Here is a 17,470-nt window from a genome sequence, read left to right as displayed (position 1 = left end):
ATTCTGAAGGAAAAGCTAGGTCCGGGTGCGCCTGCGCGCTCAGGTGACCCGGCGCGCGCCGCGGGCGATCTGTTCGCGGGCGACCTCGGCGGCGCCGCTGGGGACAATCTCGACCACGACGTCGCCCTGCTCGAGCGCCTGCGCTTCGGGCTCGGCAAAGCTGTAGGGCTTGCCGTCGCGATACACGCGGACGCCGAGGCCGGTGGTGATCGCCGAAAGCGGTTTGCCGACCTCGTCCAGCGTGACCCGCCGCTCCGAAAGCGACACCCGGCCGTGGATCGAGGCAAGGTCCATCATATAGTCGGAGATGTGCGGCCCGGTGCACGAGCTGGCGAGCAGAAGCCCCGCGAAGCTCACTGGATTGATGACGTTGGTGGCACCCGCGGCGCGGGCGGGCACTTCATTGTCCTCCGCCTTCACCGTGACGCTGATCGGCACGTCGGGCGCCAGGTGGCGCGCGGTGAGCGTGATGAGGATCGAGGTATCATCGCGGCCGGCCGAGACGATCACTGCCTGCGCCCGGCCGATCTTCGCATCCTCGAGGATCGAATCGCGAGTCGCGTCGCCCTGCATCACCGTGCAGCCGCACGATTCCGCAAGCGCCAGCGAAGCCGCATCGCTGTCGATCACGACGATGCTTGCCGGATCGGTGCCGCGCGCGACCAGTTCGTCGACCGCTTCCGAACCGGTCTTGCCGAAGCCGGCGATCACGATGTGGTCGTGCAGGTTTCGCTGGATACGTGCCATGCGCCATTTGTCCCAGGTTCTGCGGATCACGAAATTGTACGTCGTGCCCACGAAGAAGAGCACCGCGAAGATGCGGATCGGCGTTACGACCAGTGCGTCGAACATGCGCGCCTGTGTCGTCACCGGCGCGATGTCGCCATAGCCGGTGGTGGTGATCGAGATCATCGTGAAATAGATGATGTCGAGGAAGCTGACGTGTCCGTCATAGCTGTCGCGCAGCCCCTCGCGATCGAACCAGTGCACCCCAACTGCGAGCGCAAGCAGGCCGAACACGCCGGCGATCCGCCAGCCGATCGACAGCCACACGGGCAGCCGCGACTTGCGCTGGAGCGTGCCGGGGGGGCGCTGTGCCATCAGCGTTCCGGCAACCGTTCGAGCGGATCGACCGGCGCCCGGCTGCGGCGCATTTCGAAGTGCAGCTGCGGCTGATCGACGAAGCCGGTGTCGCCCGACAGCGCAATGGTCTGGCCGCGCTCCACCGATTGTCCGCGCTGGACGAGCAACTGCCCGGCGTGGCCGTACACCGTGGTCCAGCCGTCGCCATGCCGCAGGATCACGATGCCGCCGAGCTGGGGAATGTCGCTGCCGACATAGGCGACCACGCCGTCGGCCGCCGCGACGACGGGCGTGTTGACCGGCAGCGCGATCTTGATCCCGTCGTTACGCTCACCCGAGGGCCCCGGGCCGAAGCGACGCAGGAGCGTGCCCTGCGCGGGCCACTGGAACTGGCCTGTGAGCCGCGGCGGTTCGGCGATGGCGGCGGTCGTGGGAAGCACTCGGGCCGAGGACGCGGTGGGTGTCGCGGGCGCCTCGTTGCGCGCGAGCGCGGGCTCGCCGCCGGTAACGATGTCGTCGATGTCGATTTCGAAGCGGGCGGCGCGCTGTGCAAGCGTCTCCGGCCGGTCGTCGGGGATCAGCAGGCGCTGGCCGACGCGCAAGATATAGGGTTCCTCGAGTTCGTTGAGCGTCACCATGCGGCCCCAGTCGACGGCATAGGCGCGGGCGATCGCAATACCTGTCTCGCCCTCGCGGACGCGATGGTAGCGGCCCGCCGGGATGGTAAGCCGCTGACCCGGATAGATGGTGAAGGGCGCGGCCAGATTATTTGCGCGTGCGATCGCCTCAGATCCGGCACCGGTGCGGTTGGCGATGCCGCGCAGCGTGTCGCCGCTACGGACGGTGTAGGTCGTGCTTCCCACTACTGCCGCATCGGCAGTCACGGTTCGCGCTTCCCAGGCGTTGGGCTCGGCCGGGAGCCGGCGGATATCCGAATCGATCTGCGAGGATTGCGGGGCAGGGGGCGGGCCAGCGGCGCGCCGAGGCTCGCCCGCGGGGATGCAACCGGCAAGCGCCAGCGCCGCAGCCGCCGGCAGGGTCCACTTCCCGATCGGGCGCAGATTCAGCATCGGCAGTCCCCCCCTTGGCGCCCTCTCAGCGATAGGCGCCTGCCAGCATATCGAGCGAATCGCGATGCGTCAGGTCAAGATGCAACGGCGTGACGGCGACGAAGCCGTCGTGAATCGCTTCGAGATCCGTCGAATGGGCCGGGGTCTCGATTGTCGGGCCGAGCGCGAACCAGTGATATTCATATCCGCGCGGATCGCGATTGGTGACGATCTGGAGCCGCCCATAGTCGCGCAGCCCCTGGGTGACGACGCGGATGCCCTTGACCGATTCCGGGGGAAGCGCGGGGAAGTTGATGTTGACCAGCGTGCGCGGCGCCCATTCGGCTTCCAGCAGCGGCCGCAGCGCGCGTTCGCCCCATGCCCGTGCCGCCGCGAAGGGAACGGTGTCGCCCATGCCTTCCCTGGCATAGACCTGGCTGAAGGCGACCGAGCGGACTCCGGCGAGCGCGCCTTCCATCGCGGCCGAGACGGTACCCGAATACGTCACGTCCTCGGCCAGATTGGCGCCGCGATTGACGCCGGACAGGATCAGGTCGGGCTGACAGTCCTTCATGATCTTGGCGAGCGCCATCATCACGGCATCGGTCGGCGTTCCCGAAACGGCAAAGCGCTTTTCGGCGAAGCGGCGGATGCGTAGCGGGCGCGTGAGCGTGAGCGAATGGCCCGCGCCCGACTGTTCCTCGGCGGGAGCGACCACCCAGACATCGTCGGAGAAGGCGGCGGCGATCTCCTCCAGCACCGCAAGGCCCGGAGCGTGATAGCCGTCGTCGTTGGTGACGAGAATGCGCATCAGCCCCGCGCCTCCAGCCGCTCCGACCCGCCAAGATACGGCCGCAGCGCTTCGGGAACCGTCACCGAGCCGTCTTCCTGCTGATAATTTTCCAACACCGCCACCAACGTACGTCCCACCGCCAGTCCCGAGCCGTTGAGCGTGTGAACGAAGCGAGTCGCCTTTTCGCCCTCGGGCCGATAGCGGGCGTTCATCCGGCGCGCCTGAAAGTCGGTGCACGTCGAGCAGGACGAAATCTCGCGGTACCGGCCCTGGCCGGGCAGCCACACCTCGAGATCGTAGGTGCGGGCGGCCGAGAAGCCCATGTCGCCGGTGCACAGCTTCATGCGGCGGAAGGGAAGGCCGAGCTTCGTCAGTATATCCTCCGCGCAGCCGGTCATGCGTTCGTGTTCGTCCTCCGACTGTTCGGGGGTGACGATCGAGACCATCTCGCACTTGTCGAACTGGTGCTGGCGGATGAAGCCGCGGGTGTCGCGCCCGGCCGCGCCCGCTTCCGAACGGAAACAGGGGGTCAAGGCGGCAAAGCGCAGCGGCAGTGCCTCGGCCGACAGGATTTCGCCCTGGACGATGTTGGTGAGGCTCACTTCGGCGGTCGGGATCAGCCAGCGGCCGTCCGTAGTCTGGAACGAATCCTCGGCGAACTTCGGAAGCTGGCCGGTGCCGTACATCGCTTCGTCGCGGACCAGCAGCGGCGGCACGATCTGCTCATATCCGTGCTGCTCCGTCAGCGTGTCGAGCATGAACTGGCCGAGCGCGCGATAGAGGCGCGCGGCGGAACCGCGCACCAGCGTGAAGCGCGCGCCGGAGAGCTTCACGCCGGTTTCGAAGTCCAGCCCCAGCGCCGGGCCGATCGCATCATGTTCCTTCGGCGCGAAGCCGAAGTCGGGGCGCGTGCCGCTTTCGTGAACGAGCAGGTTGTCGTCCTCGTCGGCGCCTTCGGGGACGTCGGCGAGCGGCAGGTTGGGGATTGCGGCGAGCTGCGCCTCGAGCGCCTCGGAGATTGCCTTCTCTTCGGCTTCGAGCGCGGGCAGGCGCTCCTTGAGCGCGCCGACCTCGGCCATCAGCGCCTGGGCGGCGGCTTCGTCGCCCTTGGCCTTGGCGGCGCCGATCGCCTTGGAGGCATCGTTGCGACGCGCCTGACCGGCCTGCAGCTCGGTGACCAGCGCGCGGCGGCGCTCGTCCTGCGCGATCAACCCGGCGGCGAGCGGCTCCAGGCGACGTTGTGCCAGCCCGGCGTCGAATGCTTCGGGGTTTTCGCGGATGAAGCGGATGTCGTGCATGGCGGCAGGCTATGGCTGCGCCGCCGCGCCCGTGCAAGCCGGGCGGCACCGAAACCCGCGCGACCCGCCGGGCGTTGTCCTCCCATCGGATACCAACAAGGAGATCGCCCATGCAGCTTCCCAACAATGCGTTCGTCGTCGTGGCGGACGGCCGCAAGATGCTGTTCCTGCGCAACGAGGGCGACGCGGAATACCCCAACCTCCAGGTCGAGCGGGTGCGCGAGCAGGACAATCCGTCGGATATGGAACAGTCGACCGACGCGCCGGGGCGTTCCTTTTCCAGCGTCGGTGCCGGCCGTAGCGCCTATGAGGAAACCGACTTCCACCAGCTGGAAGAGGATCGCTTCGCCGCGGAAACCGCAGACCTTCTGAAAAAGCGCGCGCTGCGCAATGATTTCGAGAAGCTGATCATCGTCGCGCCGCCCAAGGCGCTCGGCGAATTGCGCAAACATTATCACAAGGAGGTCAGCGAGCGGCTGATCGGCGAGATCGACAAGGATCTGACCGGCCACACCGTGACCGAGATCGAGGAGGCGCTGGTGAAGGCCTGACCGCCGATGCCCCGCCCGCCGGATCGGGCCGGCGGGGCAGGCGTGTCAGGAGTTCGAGTCGTCGCGCTTCCGACCGAAGCGCTTGCGCGCCACCAGCGCGGCCGCTGCGGCGCCGAACAGGATCACCATCGGCGGAGCCGGCACCGGCGAAGGCCCGCCGTTCGAGCTGCCGGGACCGCTCGATCCTGGCGGATGGTGGCCGCCGTTGGTGCTCCAGCCGCCGTTCGAGCTCCACCCGCTCGATCCGTGCCAGCCGCCCTTCGAGCTCGACGAACTCGAAGTCGAGGAGGAGTTGGACGAGCTGGTCGAACTCGAGTTGGACGAGCTGGTCGAGCTGGAGTTGGACGAGGAGATACCGCTCGACGTGGAGCTGGACGTCGAACTCGAAACGTCGCCCGACGAGCCGCCGCTTGAGGTGGAAGTCGAGCTCGAGACATCGCCCGACGAGCCACCGCTCGAGGTGGAGCTCGAGACATCGCCCGAAGAGCCGCCGCTGGAAGTCGAGGTGGACGAACCGCCCGTCGAGGTGCTGGTCGACGAGCCTCCGGTCGATGTGGACGAGCCGCCCGTCGAGGTGCTGGTCGACGAACCGCCGCTCGACACGTCGATGTCGATGTTGATGCCGCTGGAGCCGCTGCTGGTGGTTCCCGAGCTGGTCGAGCCGCTGGTGCTGGTGGTGGACGAGATGACGATCCCGCCGCTTCCGCCGCCGCCACCGCCGAAAAAGCCGCCGGCGAAGAAGCCACCGCCGAAGCCGCCGCCGCTTGTCCCCCCGATCACGCCGCCGGAGGTGCTGCTCGAGCCGCTCGACGAGCTGGAAACGATCGGAATCTCGCCGCTCGATCCGAATCCGCTGCTCGGATAGACGGGCGGCGGAAGCGGCACTGGCGTTCCCTGGCTCGTGACGGTGACGACCGTGGGTGCTGGGCAGCTCTGCTGGGTTTCCACGGTCCGGCGCACCGTGCGGCGCGTCTTGATCGCTTCGCGCCGCGCGGTCCGGCGAACGACACGCTTGTCGCCGCTCTGCTGGCGCTCGACCTGCGGCACCTGTGCCGACTCGGCCACGTGCACGGCGCCGCCGCCCACGATCGCCCCGCCGCACGTACATGCGCAAAGTTTCGCCAAGGCCATCCGAACCGACATGATGTCCCACTCTTTCGTTGCTGGCGCGCGCTGGCCGGAAGGGACAGCCGCTCCTCGCCACTCAGTGCGTCTAAAGTGCAAAACAAACTATTAAGCGCAAGGCGGTTAACCATTGTTCAAGCCGTACTTTGAATAATTCTGCACCCAGCACCCGACATCATATGGTTAACGTACGATTTCGGTACGATACTGCCCTCAGTCTGGCGGAAAATGTTAACTCCGGAAGCGCGCCGGTCGCTCGGCGCGGTTCGGCAGGTTCGCCCGCGCGGTTCAGGGAACGGCAATTTCCACCCGCTATAGAGGCCTTCGAGCGCAAGCGGCGCTTGTGAAGCGGCGCGCACATCCGTATAGGCGCAGCGGGCAGAAAAGGGCGGTCTCCGGAGGCGGCGCCACTGGGGATCCAGTGTGGAGAGTGGGGATGGCAACGGTTTTGGATCGGCTCGACGACCCTGAGAAACGGCCCCCGGCGGTCGCCAACGACGGTTACCGGCCCAGCGCCGACGAACCGTTCATGAATCCGCGTCAGCTGGATTATTTCCGTGACAAGCTGAACGCGTGGAAGGACGCGATCTATCGCGAGGCAGCCGGGACGCTCTCGCAGCTGCAGAGCGATTCCCTGCGCGAGGCCGATCTTACCGATCGCGCCTCGAGCGAGACCGACTGGTCGATCGAACTGCGCACCCGCGATCGTCAGCGCAAGCTGATCGCCAAGATCGACGCGGCGCTGCGCCGGATCGAGGACGGCGAATATGGCTATTGCGAAGTGACGGGCGAACCGATTTCGCTCGCGCGGCTCGAGGCGCGGCCGATCGCCACCATGACGGTGGAGGCGCAGGAGCGCCACGAACGGCAGGAGAAGGTTTCACGCGAAGAGTAGCGGGTTAACGCTTTCGAAAAGCGTTGCTGGTTTATTCGCGGATCATGCACTTCGCGTTCGAGAAGACCGGAATGGACCAGTTTTCCCACATCCCCCTCGGCACCGCTTCCTCCGATGAGGCGGCAAGCCAGCGCAGCGGCGCACGCGACAGCCTGTTGCTGACCGCGCAGTTCCGTGTGGCGGGAACGGGCGAGAGCCTTCAGGTGCGCGTCCGCAATCTTTCCGCGGGCGGGCTGATGGCCGAATATGCCGAGCCGGTCGCCGTCGGCACGCCGGTCGAAGTCGATCTGCGGGGAGTCGGCATGGTGACGGGCCGGATCGCCTGGTGCGCCGAACGCCGCGTCGGAGTCGCATTCGATCGCGAGATCGATCCGATGGCTGCACGCAAGCCGGTCGGGAAGGGCGGTCACACGCCGCATTATGCCAAGGCGATCATCACCCGACGGTAGGTGGGACAGCGGCGCGCGGCGCAAGACCCGCGCCGCACCGGCTTTGCTCGTGCCCGTTCGGGAGGGCGCAGGGCGCACTCCCGGTTCTGGACAGCAGAAAGCTGTGGATGGCTTCGCTAGCGAGCCATCTCCTCCTTGACGCGCAGCTTCTTCCGCTTCAATTCGGCGATCAGCAACTGGTCAGGAAGCGGGCGCTGCGATTCGTTGGCGATTCGCTCGTCGAGGACCTGATGCTTGGCCTCAAGTGCCGAGAAATGCGCGTTCTGCATGGAAGCGTTCCTCCTGATTCGGTGGATGGGGGGATCGAATAAAGCATCTTCCGAAGCGGTTGTCGCGCTCCCATCTAGATCCAAGCGACAAGCCGTTAGTCTGAACACGATGGTCCGTTGAGGCGTGCGGCGTCATCGGGCAGGAAAGGGCGGATGGACGACAGCGAGATCCTGAAGCGCATCGAATTGCTCCGCACCGAGCATCGCGACCTCGACGCCGCGATCGATGCGCTAGGCGCGACGGGATCAGCCGACCAGTTGCAGATCGCGCGCCTGAAGAAGCGCAAGCTCAAGCTGCGGGACGAGCTTGCCCTGCTCGAAGACCAGCTGATTCCCGACATCATCGCCTGACCGCTCCCGCATCGGGACGCAGGCTGGGGAAATTTGCCTTTTCGTCACCACAATGGCTGTGGCAGCACGGCGGAATGCACGAACCGGGGGCATCACGGATTCACCGCAAGCTGATCGACTCGCTCTATGTCGAATCGATGCTGCTCGCCGACGAAGCGCGCGCCTATTTCGACGCCACGGGCCGCGACACGCGGCTCGAGCTCGATCCGCTGACGCGCGTCACATTCTCGTGCGAATCGCTCAAGGTGACCACTCGGCTGATGCACGTCATTGCCTGGCTGCTCACGCACCGCGCGGTCGACGCCGGGGAAATCAGCGAAAGTGCGGCGCTGCTCCCTTCACGACGGCTCGGAAACGCTCCCGAGACGGAGGATGCGACGCTGCAGGCAATGCCGGGGCAGGCGGCGACGATCATTGTCGCCAGCATCGACCTCTATCGTCGCGTGGCGCGCCTGGACAATGCCCTGGACGAGCCGGCGGCCTCCCACAGCCCGGCACGCAGTCTGGTCGAGCGGCTGACGCACGCATTCTGATCGCGCAGCGGGCGTCGCCCGCTCAGCCGCCGCAGAGTCGCGCGCGTGCCGCCTGATACTCCGCGCCGAGCCGGGCGATCCGGTCCGCAGCCGGCTCGACGGCATGCACCGCACCGATACCCTGGCCCGATCCCCAGATGTCGCGCCACGCCTTGGAGCCGCCGAAGTTCATTGCACTGGGATCGCTTTCGGGCAGGTTGTCCGGATCGAGCCCCGCCGCGACGATCGAGCCGCGCAGATAGTTGCCGTGCACGCCGGTGAACAGGTTCGAATAGACGATGTCCGATGCGCGCCCATCGACGATGCCCTGCTTATAGGCATCGACTGCATTGGCCTCCTGCGTCGCGATGAAGGGAGAACCGATATAGGCGAGATCGGCGCCCATCGCCTGGGCGGCGAGGACCGACGCGCCCGTCGCGATCGAGCCCGACAGCGCGACGGGGCCGTCGAACCATTCGCGCACTTCCTGAACCAGCGCGAAGGGGCTCAGTCGGCCGGCATGACCGCCGGCGCCGGCCGCGACGAGGATCAGCCCGTCGGCGCCCTTCTCGATCGCCTTGTGCGCGAAACGGTCGTCGATGACGTCATGCAGCGTTATTCCGCCCCATTGGTGAACCGCGTCATTCAGTTCTGGCCGCGCGCCGAGCGACGTGATGACGATCGGGACCTTCCACTTGGCGCAGGTGGCGAGATCCTGTTCGAGCCGGTCGTTCGAGCGGTGGACGATCTGATTGACCGCGAAGGGCGCGGCGGGCGTTTCCGGATGGTCGCGGTCCCACGCGGCGAGCGCCTCGGTGATCTGATGCAGCCATTCGTCGAGCTGGCTCTGCGGCCGCGCGTTCAGCGCCGGAAACGAGCCGACGATGCCGGAGGTGCACTGGGCGATCACCAGCTCGGGGCATGAGATGATGAACAGCGGCGAGCCGATTACAGGCAGGCGCAGGCGGTCGAACAGCGGAGGCAAGGACATGCGCGTTTCATAGCGCAACTGGAATGACTGTCCAGTTCCGTCGCCGGCAGCTCAACCGACCTGCGTCAGTCCCTCGGCATATTCGCGCTGCTTGGCGGCGTAGAGCGCGGCCGAGGCCTTGAGCATCGCCTTCGTCTGTTCGGGCAGGGGTTTCACCGCGCGCGCAGGCGATCCGACGATCAGATGACCCGCGGGAAATTCCTTGCCTTCGGTGATCAACGCGCCGGCGCCGATCAGGCAATCGTCGCCGACCACGGCTCGATTGAGCACGATCGCTCCCATGCCGACGAGCACGCGATTCCCGAGGGTGCAGCCGTGCAGCACCGCATGATGGCCAACCGTGCAGTCCTCGCCGATGGTGAGCGGCGCACCGGGATCGGAGTGGAGCGCGGCGCCTTCCTGTATGTTCGAGCGCGCGCCGATCAGGATCGGCGTGTTGTCGCCCCGGATCACGGCGCCGAACCAAACGCTCGCCAGGGCGTCAAGGCAGACGTCGCCGATCAGATCGGCGCTGGGCGCGACCCAGGCATCGTCGGCGATCTGCGGCTGCTGGCCGGCGAAGGCGTAAAGCGGCATCGGCTTAGACGACGCCCGGCGCCAGGCCGTCGAGCGGGACCGGCACACCGATCGCCAGCGCGAAGGCAAGCGCGCCCATAAGGATCGCCAACGTGGATGAAAGCGAGAAGAGACCCCAACCGGCCAGCGTCACCATATGCGGTGAAGGCCGCTGCTGCCGCTGGTTGCGCTGCAAGGACATCAGCACGAAGCCGCTCAGAAGCGCGTAGATGAAAACCCAGAATTCAGCCATGACGTCGAACCTACCCCGGTACGATCCCCTGGCCGCTGCTAGCATCGGGAAGGTTAATCCTTCAATGCCGCCAGGCAGCGGTTTGCCGCAGCACGGCGCCACCTGCCTCATTCTTCTTCTGCGTCTGCGTCTGCTTCGGGATCGAGGTGCGGGATCTCCGTTGCGCGGGACGCATGGCGGCGGAAGCTGCGCGGGTCGCGGCCATAGGCTGCGCGGAAGGCGCGCGAGAAATGGCTGCGGCTGGCATAGCCGATCGACGTGGCGATCGATTTCACCGGAAGATCGGTGCCGCGAAGCAGCTCGGCGGCATGTTGCAGCCGGACCTTGGCGACGAACTCCATCGGGCTGAGGTCGAAATCGGTTCGGAACGCGCGCGCGAAGGCGGAGCGGCTCATGCCGGCGGTGGCGGCCAGGCTTGCCACGCTGTGCGCGTCGGCCGGCGCGTCGAGCACGGCGGCAAGGGCGCGCGCGAGCCGCCGGTCGCCGAAGGCGGCGATCAGCGGCGAATCCTGGGGCAACTGCTCGAAGTGGCGGCGGATCAGGGCAAGGAGGCAGAGCTGCATCAGCGAACTGATGAAGGCGCGCGTGCCGAGACCCGGCGCCTCCGCTTCGCGCCGGAGCAGCGCGAAGGCGCCCGCCACCCGTTCGTTTCCTTCGTGTCTTTCCGTCAGAGGTGCTTTCAGTGCATCGAACAGGCCGAAGGATCCGTCGGCGCTCGCCAGCATGGATGCGCTTACCACCCGCAGATCGGGGTCGCCGCCGCGCGCTGCGTCGAAGCGAATCAGCCCGTCTTTCACCATCGCGCAGTTTTCGAGTGCCGTGATTTCCTCGCCCTCGTCGTCCTCGTCGATGCGCAGTCTCTGGTCCGCACCTGCCGGAGCGAAGATCACGGTTCCGGGCTCGCACCGAACGGGAGCGTGGCCCGGCACTTCCAGCCAGCCGCTGCCGGAAAGCACATGGTGCAGCAGCACCGCGTCTCCCGGATCGACGTGCAGCCGACGTCCGCGCCGCACGTCGAGCAACGCAAATGCCTCGAGGCGGACCTCAAGCGTGATCAGCAGCCGTTCGAGAACGCCGCGCATGCCTTTCTCCCTGTTGGAAGAATTCGCCGCGCGCCGGGCCGTTCCGCCTTTTCTGCCGGGCGCATCGGCGCGGGTCGGTACGAGAGGGGGGGTGGGGGGGATGGGCGGCGGGTTCCCCGCCGATGGAGGTGAAAATATCGCTGGCGGCGGCGCTACCCATGCCTCAACCGATGTGTCGGCGAATGCGCGGATCGTGCCGCTCGCTGGCGTCGCCGCGCGGGCCGCGGCGGCTTTCGTCGGGCGCCGAATGGCTTGGGAGGAGAGCGCAGGCGCTATTCGGGGCCGGTGTCGCTCGCCATCCCGCCCGCGCCGCCGCTGTCCAGGCTCGAACCGCCAATGTTCGTCGAGCCGTCGTTCGCGATTCCTGTTGCGCCCCACTGCTCCGGATCAGCGTGGATGGTGACGGCATTCGGATCAGGTTGCACATCGACCGTCCGGCCATCCTGCAGCGTGGTGAACGTTGTTTTCCCGTTTTCCACTCTCGTCCCGATAATCGGCGCGAATTTCAGCCGTAGGGTGTGAACCCTCTCCTCGCTGACCTTACGCTTTGCGGAGCCACCTGCGGTCAGGCCCGGAATTACCACCAGTTTCAAACCGCCGGTAGCAGCGGTGCTTTTCTGGGCAGTGAATTTCAGTTCGATCTCGGCTTCGGTTGCCAGGAACATCCGAGGATCGGCATCCTTCTCACGCTCCAGATTGACGGCGACAAGCGATTTTCTAATGGAATTGATGACATTCTCTAGATCTGCTTCGTCCATCACAGCCCCCTGTTCTGGGGTCCATTCATACCGTTTTCGCGTACATCCTTGAAGGTGCAATCTTCTCGGAAGGGAATGCTTCACACCCAGCGAATCCGACGCTCTGCTGCGCGGGTTGCGAACGATTACATCGAAGCTGTGCGGGGTATACCATCATCAATACCATCAGAATGTCCCGGCTGACTGCCATCTGCTTGGGGAGGTTCGCCGCGTTGAATGGGACGTTCGAGACTTCCGGAACATCGCAAGCATCTCGTCGGTCCTGCTATCGCCGACAGGCGCCGCGCGCCTGATTGCTGAAACGGCACCTTGCATCCCGAACTAGCGGTGACACTATGGCGGCCATGTCCGGACCGGATCCTTTTTCTGCTCGCGCGCATGTCGGATTTGTCTCACCGGCGCGTCTGGATAGCTGAGGTCTGCTTCGCCGATGCCGACGCTCGCCGAGATGCTTCAGAAGGCCAGACGCGCCGTGGTGCGGCAGGGCATTCCCGAACAGGACGCAGACGAATTGGTTCAGGACGCATTCCTCAAGTTGGAGCTATATCAGCGCAAATCCCAGGCACGGTCTCAGGAGGCGCTGCTCGTCACTGCGGCAGTGAATCTTTCGATCGATCGCCAGCGCCGCAACGCGCGCGCGCCGTTCGCGGATGCCGAGGACCTGCGACATATCGCCGACGTCACGCCGGACCCCGGGCAGATCGTGGAGCAGCAGCAGCGGCTGCGGCACGCCGCCGCTGGGCTGGAGCAGCTGCCCGAGCGCACGCGCCGCATCCTGCTCAAGCGTCGGCTGGAGAATATGAGCTATGCGGAGATCGCGCGGGATGAGGAGATGAGCGTCGCGGCGGTCGAGAAGCAGGTCGCACGCGCCACGCTCCAGCTGATGCAGTGGATGTCGCAATGGTGAGCGGCGGGATGCGCTACAGCTCGGTGGAAGCCGAGGCGGCGGCTTGGGTGGCGCGCCTGCAGGGGGAGCGCACCGCCGACACCGAAGCAGGATTTCAGGCTTGGCTGCACGACAATCCCGCGCATGCCCACGCGTTCGAGCGTGCGACTGAGATCTGGGCGATGCTGCCCGGCGCCGCGCTCTGCTTCCAGAACGGGGATGGACATCCCGCGCGCCAATCGCTGCCGCCTGCGCGGCCGCAGCGACCGTTACTCGCGCTTGCCGCGGCGATCCTGGTGCTGCTCGGCTTCGGCGCGATCAGCGGCCTCTTCTCGACGAGCCCGGACTATTCCACCGCACGAGGCGAACAGAAGATCGCGACGCTGGACGACGGCAGCCGCATCGCGCTCAACACCAATAGCCAAGTGGACGTGCGTTTCTCCGACGATCGGCGGCGCGTGCGGCTCGACCGCGGCGAGGCGATGTTCGAAGTGGCGCATGATGCGGAGCGCCCGTTCATCGTCCATGCGGGCAGCAAGCTGATACGCGCGGTCGGCACCGTCTTCATCGTCCGCCGCGACGGCGAAAACGTCACCGTCACGCTGATCGAGGGCAAGGTGGTGGTCTCGGATGCGGCCCCGCCGCCGCGCGGCGCGACGCCCGTCGCGCCTGCCGAGCTTGATCCAGGCGAGCGGCTTACCGCGGGCGAGCGCGGCATGCGGATCGCGCGCGCTGAATCGATCGAAGCGGTCACGGCCTGGCGGCGCGGACAGGCGATCTTCCGCGACACGCCGCTCATCGAAGCCGTCGCCGAACTCAATCGCTACGGCGGCCCAAGGCTAGCCGTGCCCGATCCGCACGTCGCGGCGCTGCCCGTTTCAGGCGTGTTCGCCACCAATGCGACGCCCGACTTCGCGCAGGCAGTCGCTACGCTGCACGGGCTTCATGTCCGCGACGATGGCGAAACCATTCAAATCTTGCGCTGAGTAGACGCTTTTTTCACTTTTGTGTCGCGGCAATGTCGGTTTTGCGTCGCACCATCGTCTACCCCTGGGGGAGCGGGATTTTTTCGCGCTCTGCAACAGGGGGGAAGAATGGTTTCGAAACTCAGTTTCGCGGCGCTCGCCGCCACTGCCGGCGTGATCGTGATTCCGGCACAGGCACAGGCACAGGCACAGGCCCGCTACAGCTTCGATCTGCCGGCGCAGCCGCTGGAACGCTCGCTGCGCGCCGTGGCGCGGCAGACCGAGACCAACATCGTCTTCTCCGGCGACGCGATACGCGGCAAGGCGGCGCCGCCGCTCCAGGGCAGCCATACTCCCGAAGGCGCCTATCGCATGTTGCTGACCGGTAGCGGCCTGACGCTTAGCACCACGAGTGGCGGCGCGTTCATTGTGAGCGCTCCGGCGCCGCGGGGCGAACAGCAGGCGGGGGAGGGGACAATCGCAGGGCATGTCACCGGCCCGGATGGAACGGCATCCGTCACCGGCGCACTTGTACGTATCGTCGAAACGGGCGCGACTACGCGCGTGGACGAGTTCGGCGACTTTCGTTTCCCAGGTGTCGCGGCGGGCACCTACACGCTCGAGGTCTCGTTTCTCGGATTCGCGCCGGTGAGCCGCATCGTCACGGTGACCGCAGAGGATCGATCGCAGGTCGATCTCGCGCTGAATCGCGCCACCAATACGGCGGGCGAGGAGATCATCGTCTATGGCTCGACCAGCGCACGCGCCAAGGCGCTGAACCGGCAGCGCACGGCCGACAACAGCGCCGACGTGGTCTCCGCCGACGATCTGGGCAATTTCACCGGCACCACCTTTTCCGAAGCGCTCCGCCGCGTTCCCGGCGTGTCGTTCCAGCGCGATTCGTCGACCGGCGACGGCAGCAACGTGATCCTCCGCGGGTTCGAGCCGGACATGAACGCCGTGAAGCTCAACGGGCTCAACCTCCCGGTAGGCAGCGGCACCGGGCGTTCGGCCGACCTGTCGAACCTGCTCGCCGATTCGGTGAGCAGCATCACGGTGAACAAGACGCTGCTGCCCAGCCACGACAGCGCGGGCACCGGCGGGCTGATCGAAATCGAGACGCTCTCGCCGCTCGATCGCCCCCGCCGCTATGCCAGTCTGCTGCTCGAAGGCGGCGGCGCGCCCGATGACTTCGCGAGCGACTATCTCGTTTCGGGGACCGTCGCGGGCACGTTCGGCGACAGCTTCGGCCTCAGCGCGTCGGTGCAGTATCGCAGGCACGAGCTGCGCACGATCGGCTATGGAACGACGATACGCACCGGGCGCGCGCTGCCGCTCGATGAGAACGGCCTGCCGACCTTTGAATCGGCGGAGGAGCTCGATCCGTACGCCACCTTTCCGTTCGTCGATGGCGCGGATCAGGGCTATGTCACGGGGCTGACGACCCAGTTCTCGCACATCGAGAACGAGAATCTCGCCGCCACGCTTTCGGCCGAATGGCAGGTGGCGAGCCATACGAACCTGAAGTTCGACTTCCAGCATTCGGAAGCCACGCGGACGTCGTACGGCCTAGCCGATAGCTTCAACGTCGCGGCGGAATACAGCGACGTGCCGGGCGGCTATTCCGGCCCCGAACTCAGCGTCGATCTGACGCCGGGCAACGGTGCTATCTCTCGCTCGCAGAGCTACAGCTATGCGAAGGACGTCAAGAACGTCACCGATACCTATGCGCTGAACGGCAGGACCAATCTCGGCGCGTTCGAGATCAAATACACCGCCGGCTATGCGCACGGTGAACTCACCGATCCGCGCAACTTTTCGAACACGCTGCGGCTGGGCACCGTCGGCAACGGCACTGCGATCGACGCGCAGGCAAGCTATTTTCTGCCTGGCGCGCTCGATCCCGACGCGGGTTATATCGTCTCCGCATTCGGGCGCAGGACGGGCGACGGCATCCCGCTCCCGCTGCTCAGCGCGGAGGGCTGGGCGCTCGTCAACGATCCCGCGGGCTTCACCATCCAGAATGCAAGCGGCCAGATCGATCGTTCGAACGGCAGCAACGATCGCTACACCGGTGAAGCGAGCGTGCGCTGGCAGGCGGACGCGGGCTTTCTGAGCTATATCGAGCTCGGCGCCTATTACGAGCGCGCCGAATTCCGCAGCGATCACATTCGTTCTCAGATCGGCGGCAACATCCTCGCGACCGACGCGGGCCTGGTATTCGCGCAGTCCGATCTTGCTCGTATCGGCATCGACGGCGCGAACTTCACGACCGTGACCGAGGCGTCGCTTCGCGATTTCGTAAACAACATCGACCAGGTGGCGGCGAACACCGGGCTGACGATCACCGAGCTGGAGCCTGTTCCCGGACAGGACCAGGAGATGACGCGCGAGACGAATTTTGCCGCTTATCTCCAATCGAAGCTGGAGTTCGGCAAGCTCGAGGTGATCGGCGGCGTTCGGTACAACCGCGTGAAGCTCGAAGCGCGCAACCTCGTCTATCCCGTCTATACCGGTCCGATCCTTCCCGAGAACGGCGGCGGCATCGGCGTGGACCTGATATTCCAGAACGAGTTTTCACGCCTGATCACCGAAAGCGGGACGACCGAGGAATTCCTCCCGCGCGTGCTGTTCAACTATCGCGAGAGCGACGATCTGATCTTCCGCGGCGGCTACTTTCTGTCCGTGGCGCGGCCGCAGATCGCGCTGCTTTCCAGCGAAACGCGTGTCTCGTTCATCAACTTCCCCATTCCGGGGCCGCAGGGCACCAAGCCGATCCTGCAGATAAACAGCGGCAATCCGGACCTGAAGCCGGCAAACACGCACAATTTCGATCTGAGCGCGGAATATTACTCCGGGATCGGCATCTTCAAGCTGAGCGGCTTCTACAAGCGCACCGAGAACCTGCTCCAGTCGAACATCAGCAACGGCGCTGCAAACCTCGCGGCGGTGACGCTTCCCGATCACCCCTATTTCAACGGGCCACCCTATTTCGATCCCGCCAATCCGGACAGCGTGTTCATCACCGGATCGACGCCGGTGAACAGCGACGACGTCGCCGAACTCTATGGCTTCGAGGTGCAGGCCGAGCGCCGCTTCGATTTCCTGCCGGGCGTGCTCGGCGGTCTCGGGATCTACGGCAACTACACCTATACGCATAGCGAGCGGGTGGACCGTTATTCCTGGGCCTATGGCGATCCCGACGACAATATCTACGAATTCGCAGGCGTACCCTACCGCAGTTCGCCGAAACATTCCGGAACGGTCGCGCTCACCTACAACAAATATGATATCGACGCGACGCTGACCTACGGCTTCCAGTCGCGGGCGCTGTGGAATTTCTACCCTCGCGCGCTAAGCTATTTCGCAGAGGACGCGCAGACGCTGGACTTCCGCGCCGAATATTATCTCCGTCCCAGCTTCGGCCAGTTCCGCATCTTCGTGGAAGGTTCGGACCTGCTCAAGGGCACGAACACCCCCGACGTGGCCTACACGCTGGGCGACCAAGCGCGCTTCTATTCCAGCGGCACCTATCTGGGCGGTCGCCGCTTCAAGCTCGGTGTTTCCGCCACCTTCTGATCATGTCCCCGGCCGGTGCGACCGCT

19 protein-coding genes are annotated in these 17,470 nt (G+C 65.8%); 9 read left to right on the top strand and 10 right to left on the bottom strand.

Annotated features, from left to right (window positions below):
• Positions 1-39: 39 nt before the first annotated feature.
• The 4 genes from H7V21_RS03635 to serS are packed head-to-tail and all read right to left on the bottom strand — an operon-like array spanning position 40 to position 4,223.
• Complete coding sequence (locus H7V21_RS03635; protein WP_188055366.1) at positions 40-1,101, bottom strand: potassium channel family protein; 1,062 nt, start codon at positions 1,099-1,101, stop codon at positions 40-42.
• Positions 1,101-2,153 carry a peptidoglycan DD-metalloendopeptidase family protein gene (locus H7V21_RS03630; RefSeq protein ID WP_188055364.1) on the bottom strand — a complete coding sequence of 351 codons (1,053 nt, stop codon included), beginning with the start codon at positions 2,151-2,153 and terminating at the stop codon, positions 1,101-1,103. Before H7V21_RS03630 ends, H7V21_RS03635 begins: the two co-directional genes overlap by 1 nt.
• A 25-nt stretch (positions 2,154-2,178) precedes the next feature.
• Positions 2,179-2,943, bottom strand: a complete 765-nt coding sequence (surE, locus tag H7V21_RS03625) for a 5'/3'-nucleotidase SurE (protein ID WP_188055362.1) — start codon at positions 2,941-2,943, stop codon at positions 2,179-2,181.
• Positions 2,943-4,223: a serine--tRNA ligase gene (gene serS, locus H7V21_RS03620; RefSeq protein WP_188055359.1), complete on the bottom strand. Its 1,281-nt coding sequence runs from the start codon at positions 4,221-4,223 to the stop codon at positions 2,943-2,945. Before serS ends, surE begins: the two co-directional genes overlap by 1 nt.
• Positions 4,224-4,333: 110 nt before the next feature.
• Here serS and H7V21_RS03615 point away from each other — a divergent pair, with 110 nt between their 5' ends.
• The 4 genes from H7V21_RS03615 (at position 4,334) to H7V21_RS03600 (ending at position 7,243) form a co-directional block, all read left to right on the top strand.
• On the top strand, positions 4,334-4,774 hold the full coding sequence (locus tag H7V21_RS03615; protein ID WP_188055357.1) for a host attachment family protein: 441 nt from the start codon (positions 4,334-4,336) through the stop codon (positions 4,772-4,774).
• An 82-nt stretch (positions 4,775-4,856) separates the two neighbouring features.
• Entirely contained in the window at positions 4,857-5,639 is a 783-nt protein-coding gene (locus H7V21_RS03610) for a hypothetical protein (protein ID WP_188055354.1), read from the top strand.
• 696 nt (positions 5,640-6,335) lie between these two features.
• Positions 6,336-6,794, top strand: a complete 459-nt coding sequence (gene dksA, locus H7V21_RS03605) for an RNA polymerase-binding protein DksA (RefSeq protein WP_188055352.1) — start codon at positions 6,336-6,338, stop codon at positions 6,792-6,794.
• Positions 6,795-6,817: 23 nt separating this feature from the next.
• Positions 6,818-7,243, top strand: coding sequence for a PilZ domain-containing protein (locus H7V21_RS03600; protein WP_262503993.1), 426 nt, complete (start codon positions 6,818-6,820; stop codon positions 7,241-7,243).
• Positions 7,244-7,359: 116 nt separating this feature from the next.
• Here H7V21_RS03600 and H7V21_RS03595 read toward each other — a convergent pair whose 3' ends face one another.
• Positions 7,360-7,512: a YdcH family protein gene (locus tag H7V21_RS03595; RefSeq protein ID WP_188055349.1), complete on the bottom strand. Its 153-nt coding sequence runs from the start codon at positions 7,510-7,512 to the stop codon at positions 7,360-7,362.
• A 153-nt stretch (positions 7,513-7,665) separates the two neighbouring features.
• Between H7V21_RS03595 and H7V21_RS03590 the strand changes: the two genes are divergently transcribed.
• Both H7V21_RS03590 and H7V21_RS03585 read left to right on the top strand, forming a co-directional pair.
• Positions 7,666-7,863, top strand: a complete 198-nt coding sequence (locus H7V21_RS03590; RefSeq protein ID WP_188055347.1) for a YdcH family protein — start codon at positions 7,666-7,668, stop codon at positions 7,861-7,863.
• Positions 7,864-7,937: 74 nt separating this feature from the next.
• Entirely contained in the window at positions 7,938-8,396 is a 459-nt protein-coding gene (locus tag H7V21_RS03585; RefSeq protein ID WP_188055344.1) for a DUF1465 family protein, read from the top strand.
• A 22-nt stretch (positions 8,397-8,418) separates the two neighbouring features.
• Here H7V21_RS03585 and H7V21_RS03580 read toward each other — a convergent pair whose 3' ends face one another.
• From H7V21_RS03580 to H7V21_RS03560, 5 genes are all read right to left on the bottom strand, one after another.
• Positions 8,419-9,366, bottom strand: coding sequence for an NAD(P)H-dependent flavin oxidoreductase (locus H7V21_RS03580; RefSeq protein WP_188055343.1), 948 nt, complete (start codon positions 9,364-9,366; stop codon positions 8,419-8,421).
• Between the two features lie 51 nt (positions 9,367-9,417).
• A complete protein-coding gene (locus tag H7V21_RS03575) occupies positions 9,418-9,942 on the bottom strand; it encodes a gamma carbonic anhydrase family protein (protein ID WP_188055340.1) in 525 nt (174 codons plus the stop codon).
• A gap of 4 nt (positions 9,943-9,946) precedes the next feature.
• On the bottom strand, positions 9,947-10,174 hold the full coding sequence (locus H7V21_RS03570; RefSeq protein WP_188055338.1) for a hypothetical protein: 228 nt from the start codon (positions 10,172-10,174) through the stop codon (positions 9,947-9,949).
• Positions 10,175-10,281: 107 nt separating this feature from the next.
• Positions 10,282-11,256, bottom strand: coding sequence for an AraC family transcriptional regulator (locus H7V21_RS03565; RefSeq protein ID WP_188055335.1), 975 nt, complete (start codon positions 11,254-11,256; stop codon positions 10,282-10,284).
• A gap of 272 nt (positions 11,257-11,528) precedes the next feature.
• On the bottom strand, positions 11,529-12,014 hold the full coding sequence (locus H7V21_RS03560) for a trypco2 family protein (protein WP_188055333.1): 486 nt from the start codon (positions 12,012-12,014) through the stop codon (positions 11,529-11,531).
• A gap of 430 nt (positions 12,015-12,444) precedes the next feature.
• Between H7V21_RS03560 and H7V21_RS03555 the strand changes: the two genes are divergently transcribed.
• From H7V21_RS03555 to H7V21_RS03545, 3 genes are all read left to right on the top strand, one after another.
• Positions 12,445-12,921, top strand: a complete 477-nt coding sequence (locus H7V21_RS03555) for an RNA polymerase sigma factor (protein ID WP_188055330.1) — start codon at positions 12,445-12,447, stop codon at positions 12,919-12,921.
• Complete coding sequence (locus H7V21_RS03550; RefSeq protein WP_188055327.1) at positions 12,903-13,886, top strand: FecR family protein; 984 nt, start codon at positions 12,903-12,905, stop codon at positions 13,884-13,886. Before H7V21_RS03555 ends, H7V21_RS03550 begins: the two co-directional genes overlap by 19 nt.
• 108 nt (positions 13,887-13,994) lie before the next feature.
• Positions 13,995-17,444, top strand: coding sequence for a TonB-dependent receptor (locus tag H7V21_RS03545; RefSeq protein ID WP_188055325.1), 3,450 nt, complete (start codon positions 13,995-13,997; stop codon positions 17,442-17,444).
• Positions 17,445-17,470: the final 26 nt, after the last annotated feature.

The organism is Sphingosinithalassobacter sp. CS137, from assembly GCF_014334115.1.
Taxonomy (GTDB): Bacteria; Pseudomonadota; Alphaproteobacteria; order Sphingomonadales; family Sphingomonadaceae; genus Sphingomonas.
Note: the sequence above shows the minus strand (reverse complement) of the source record. Positions and strands in the feature narration are given on the sequence as shown.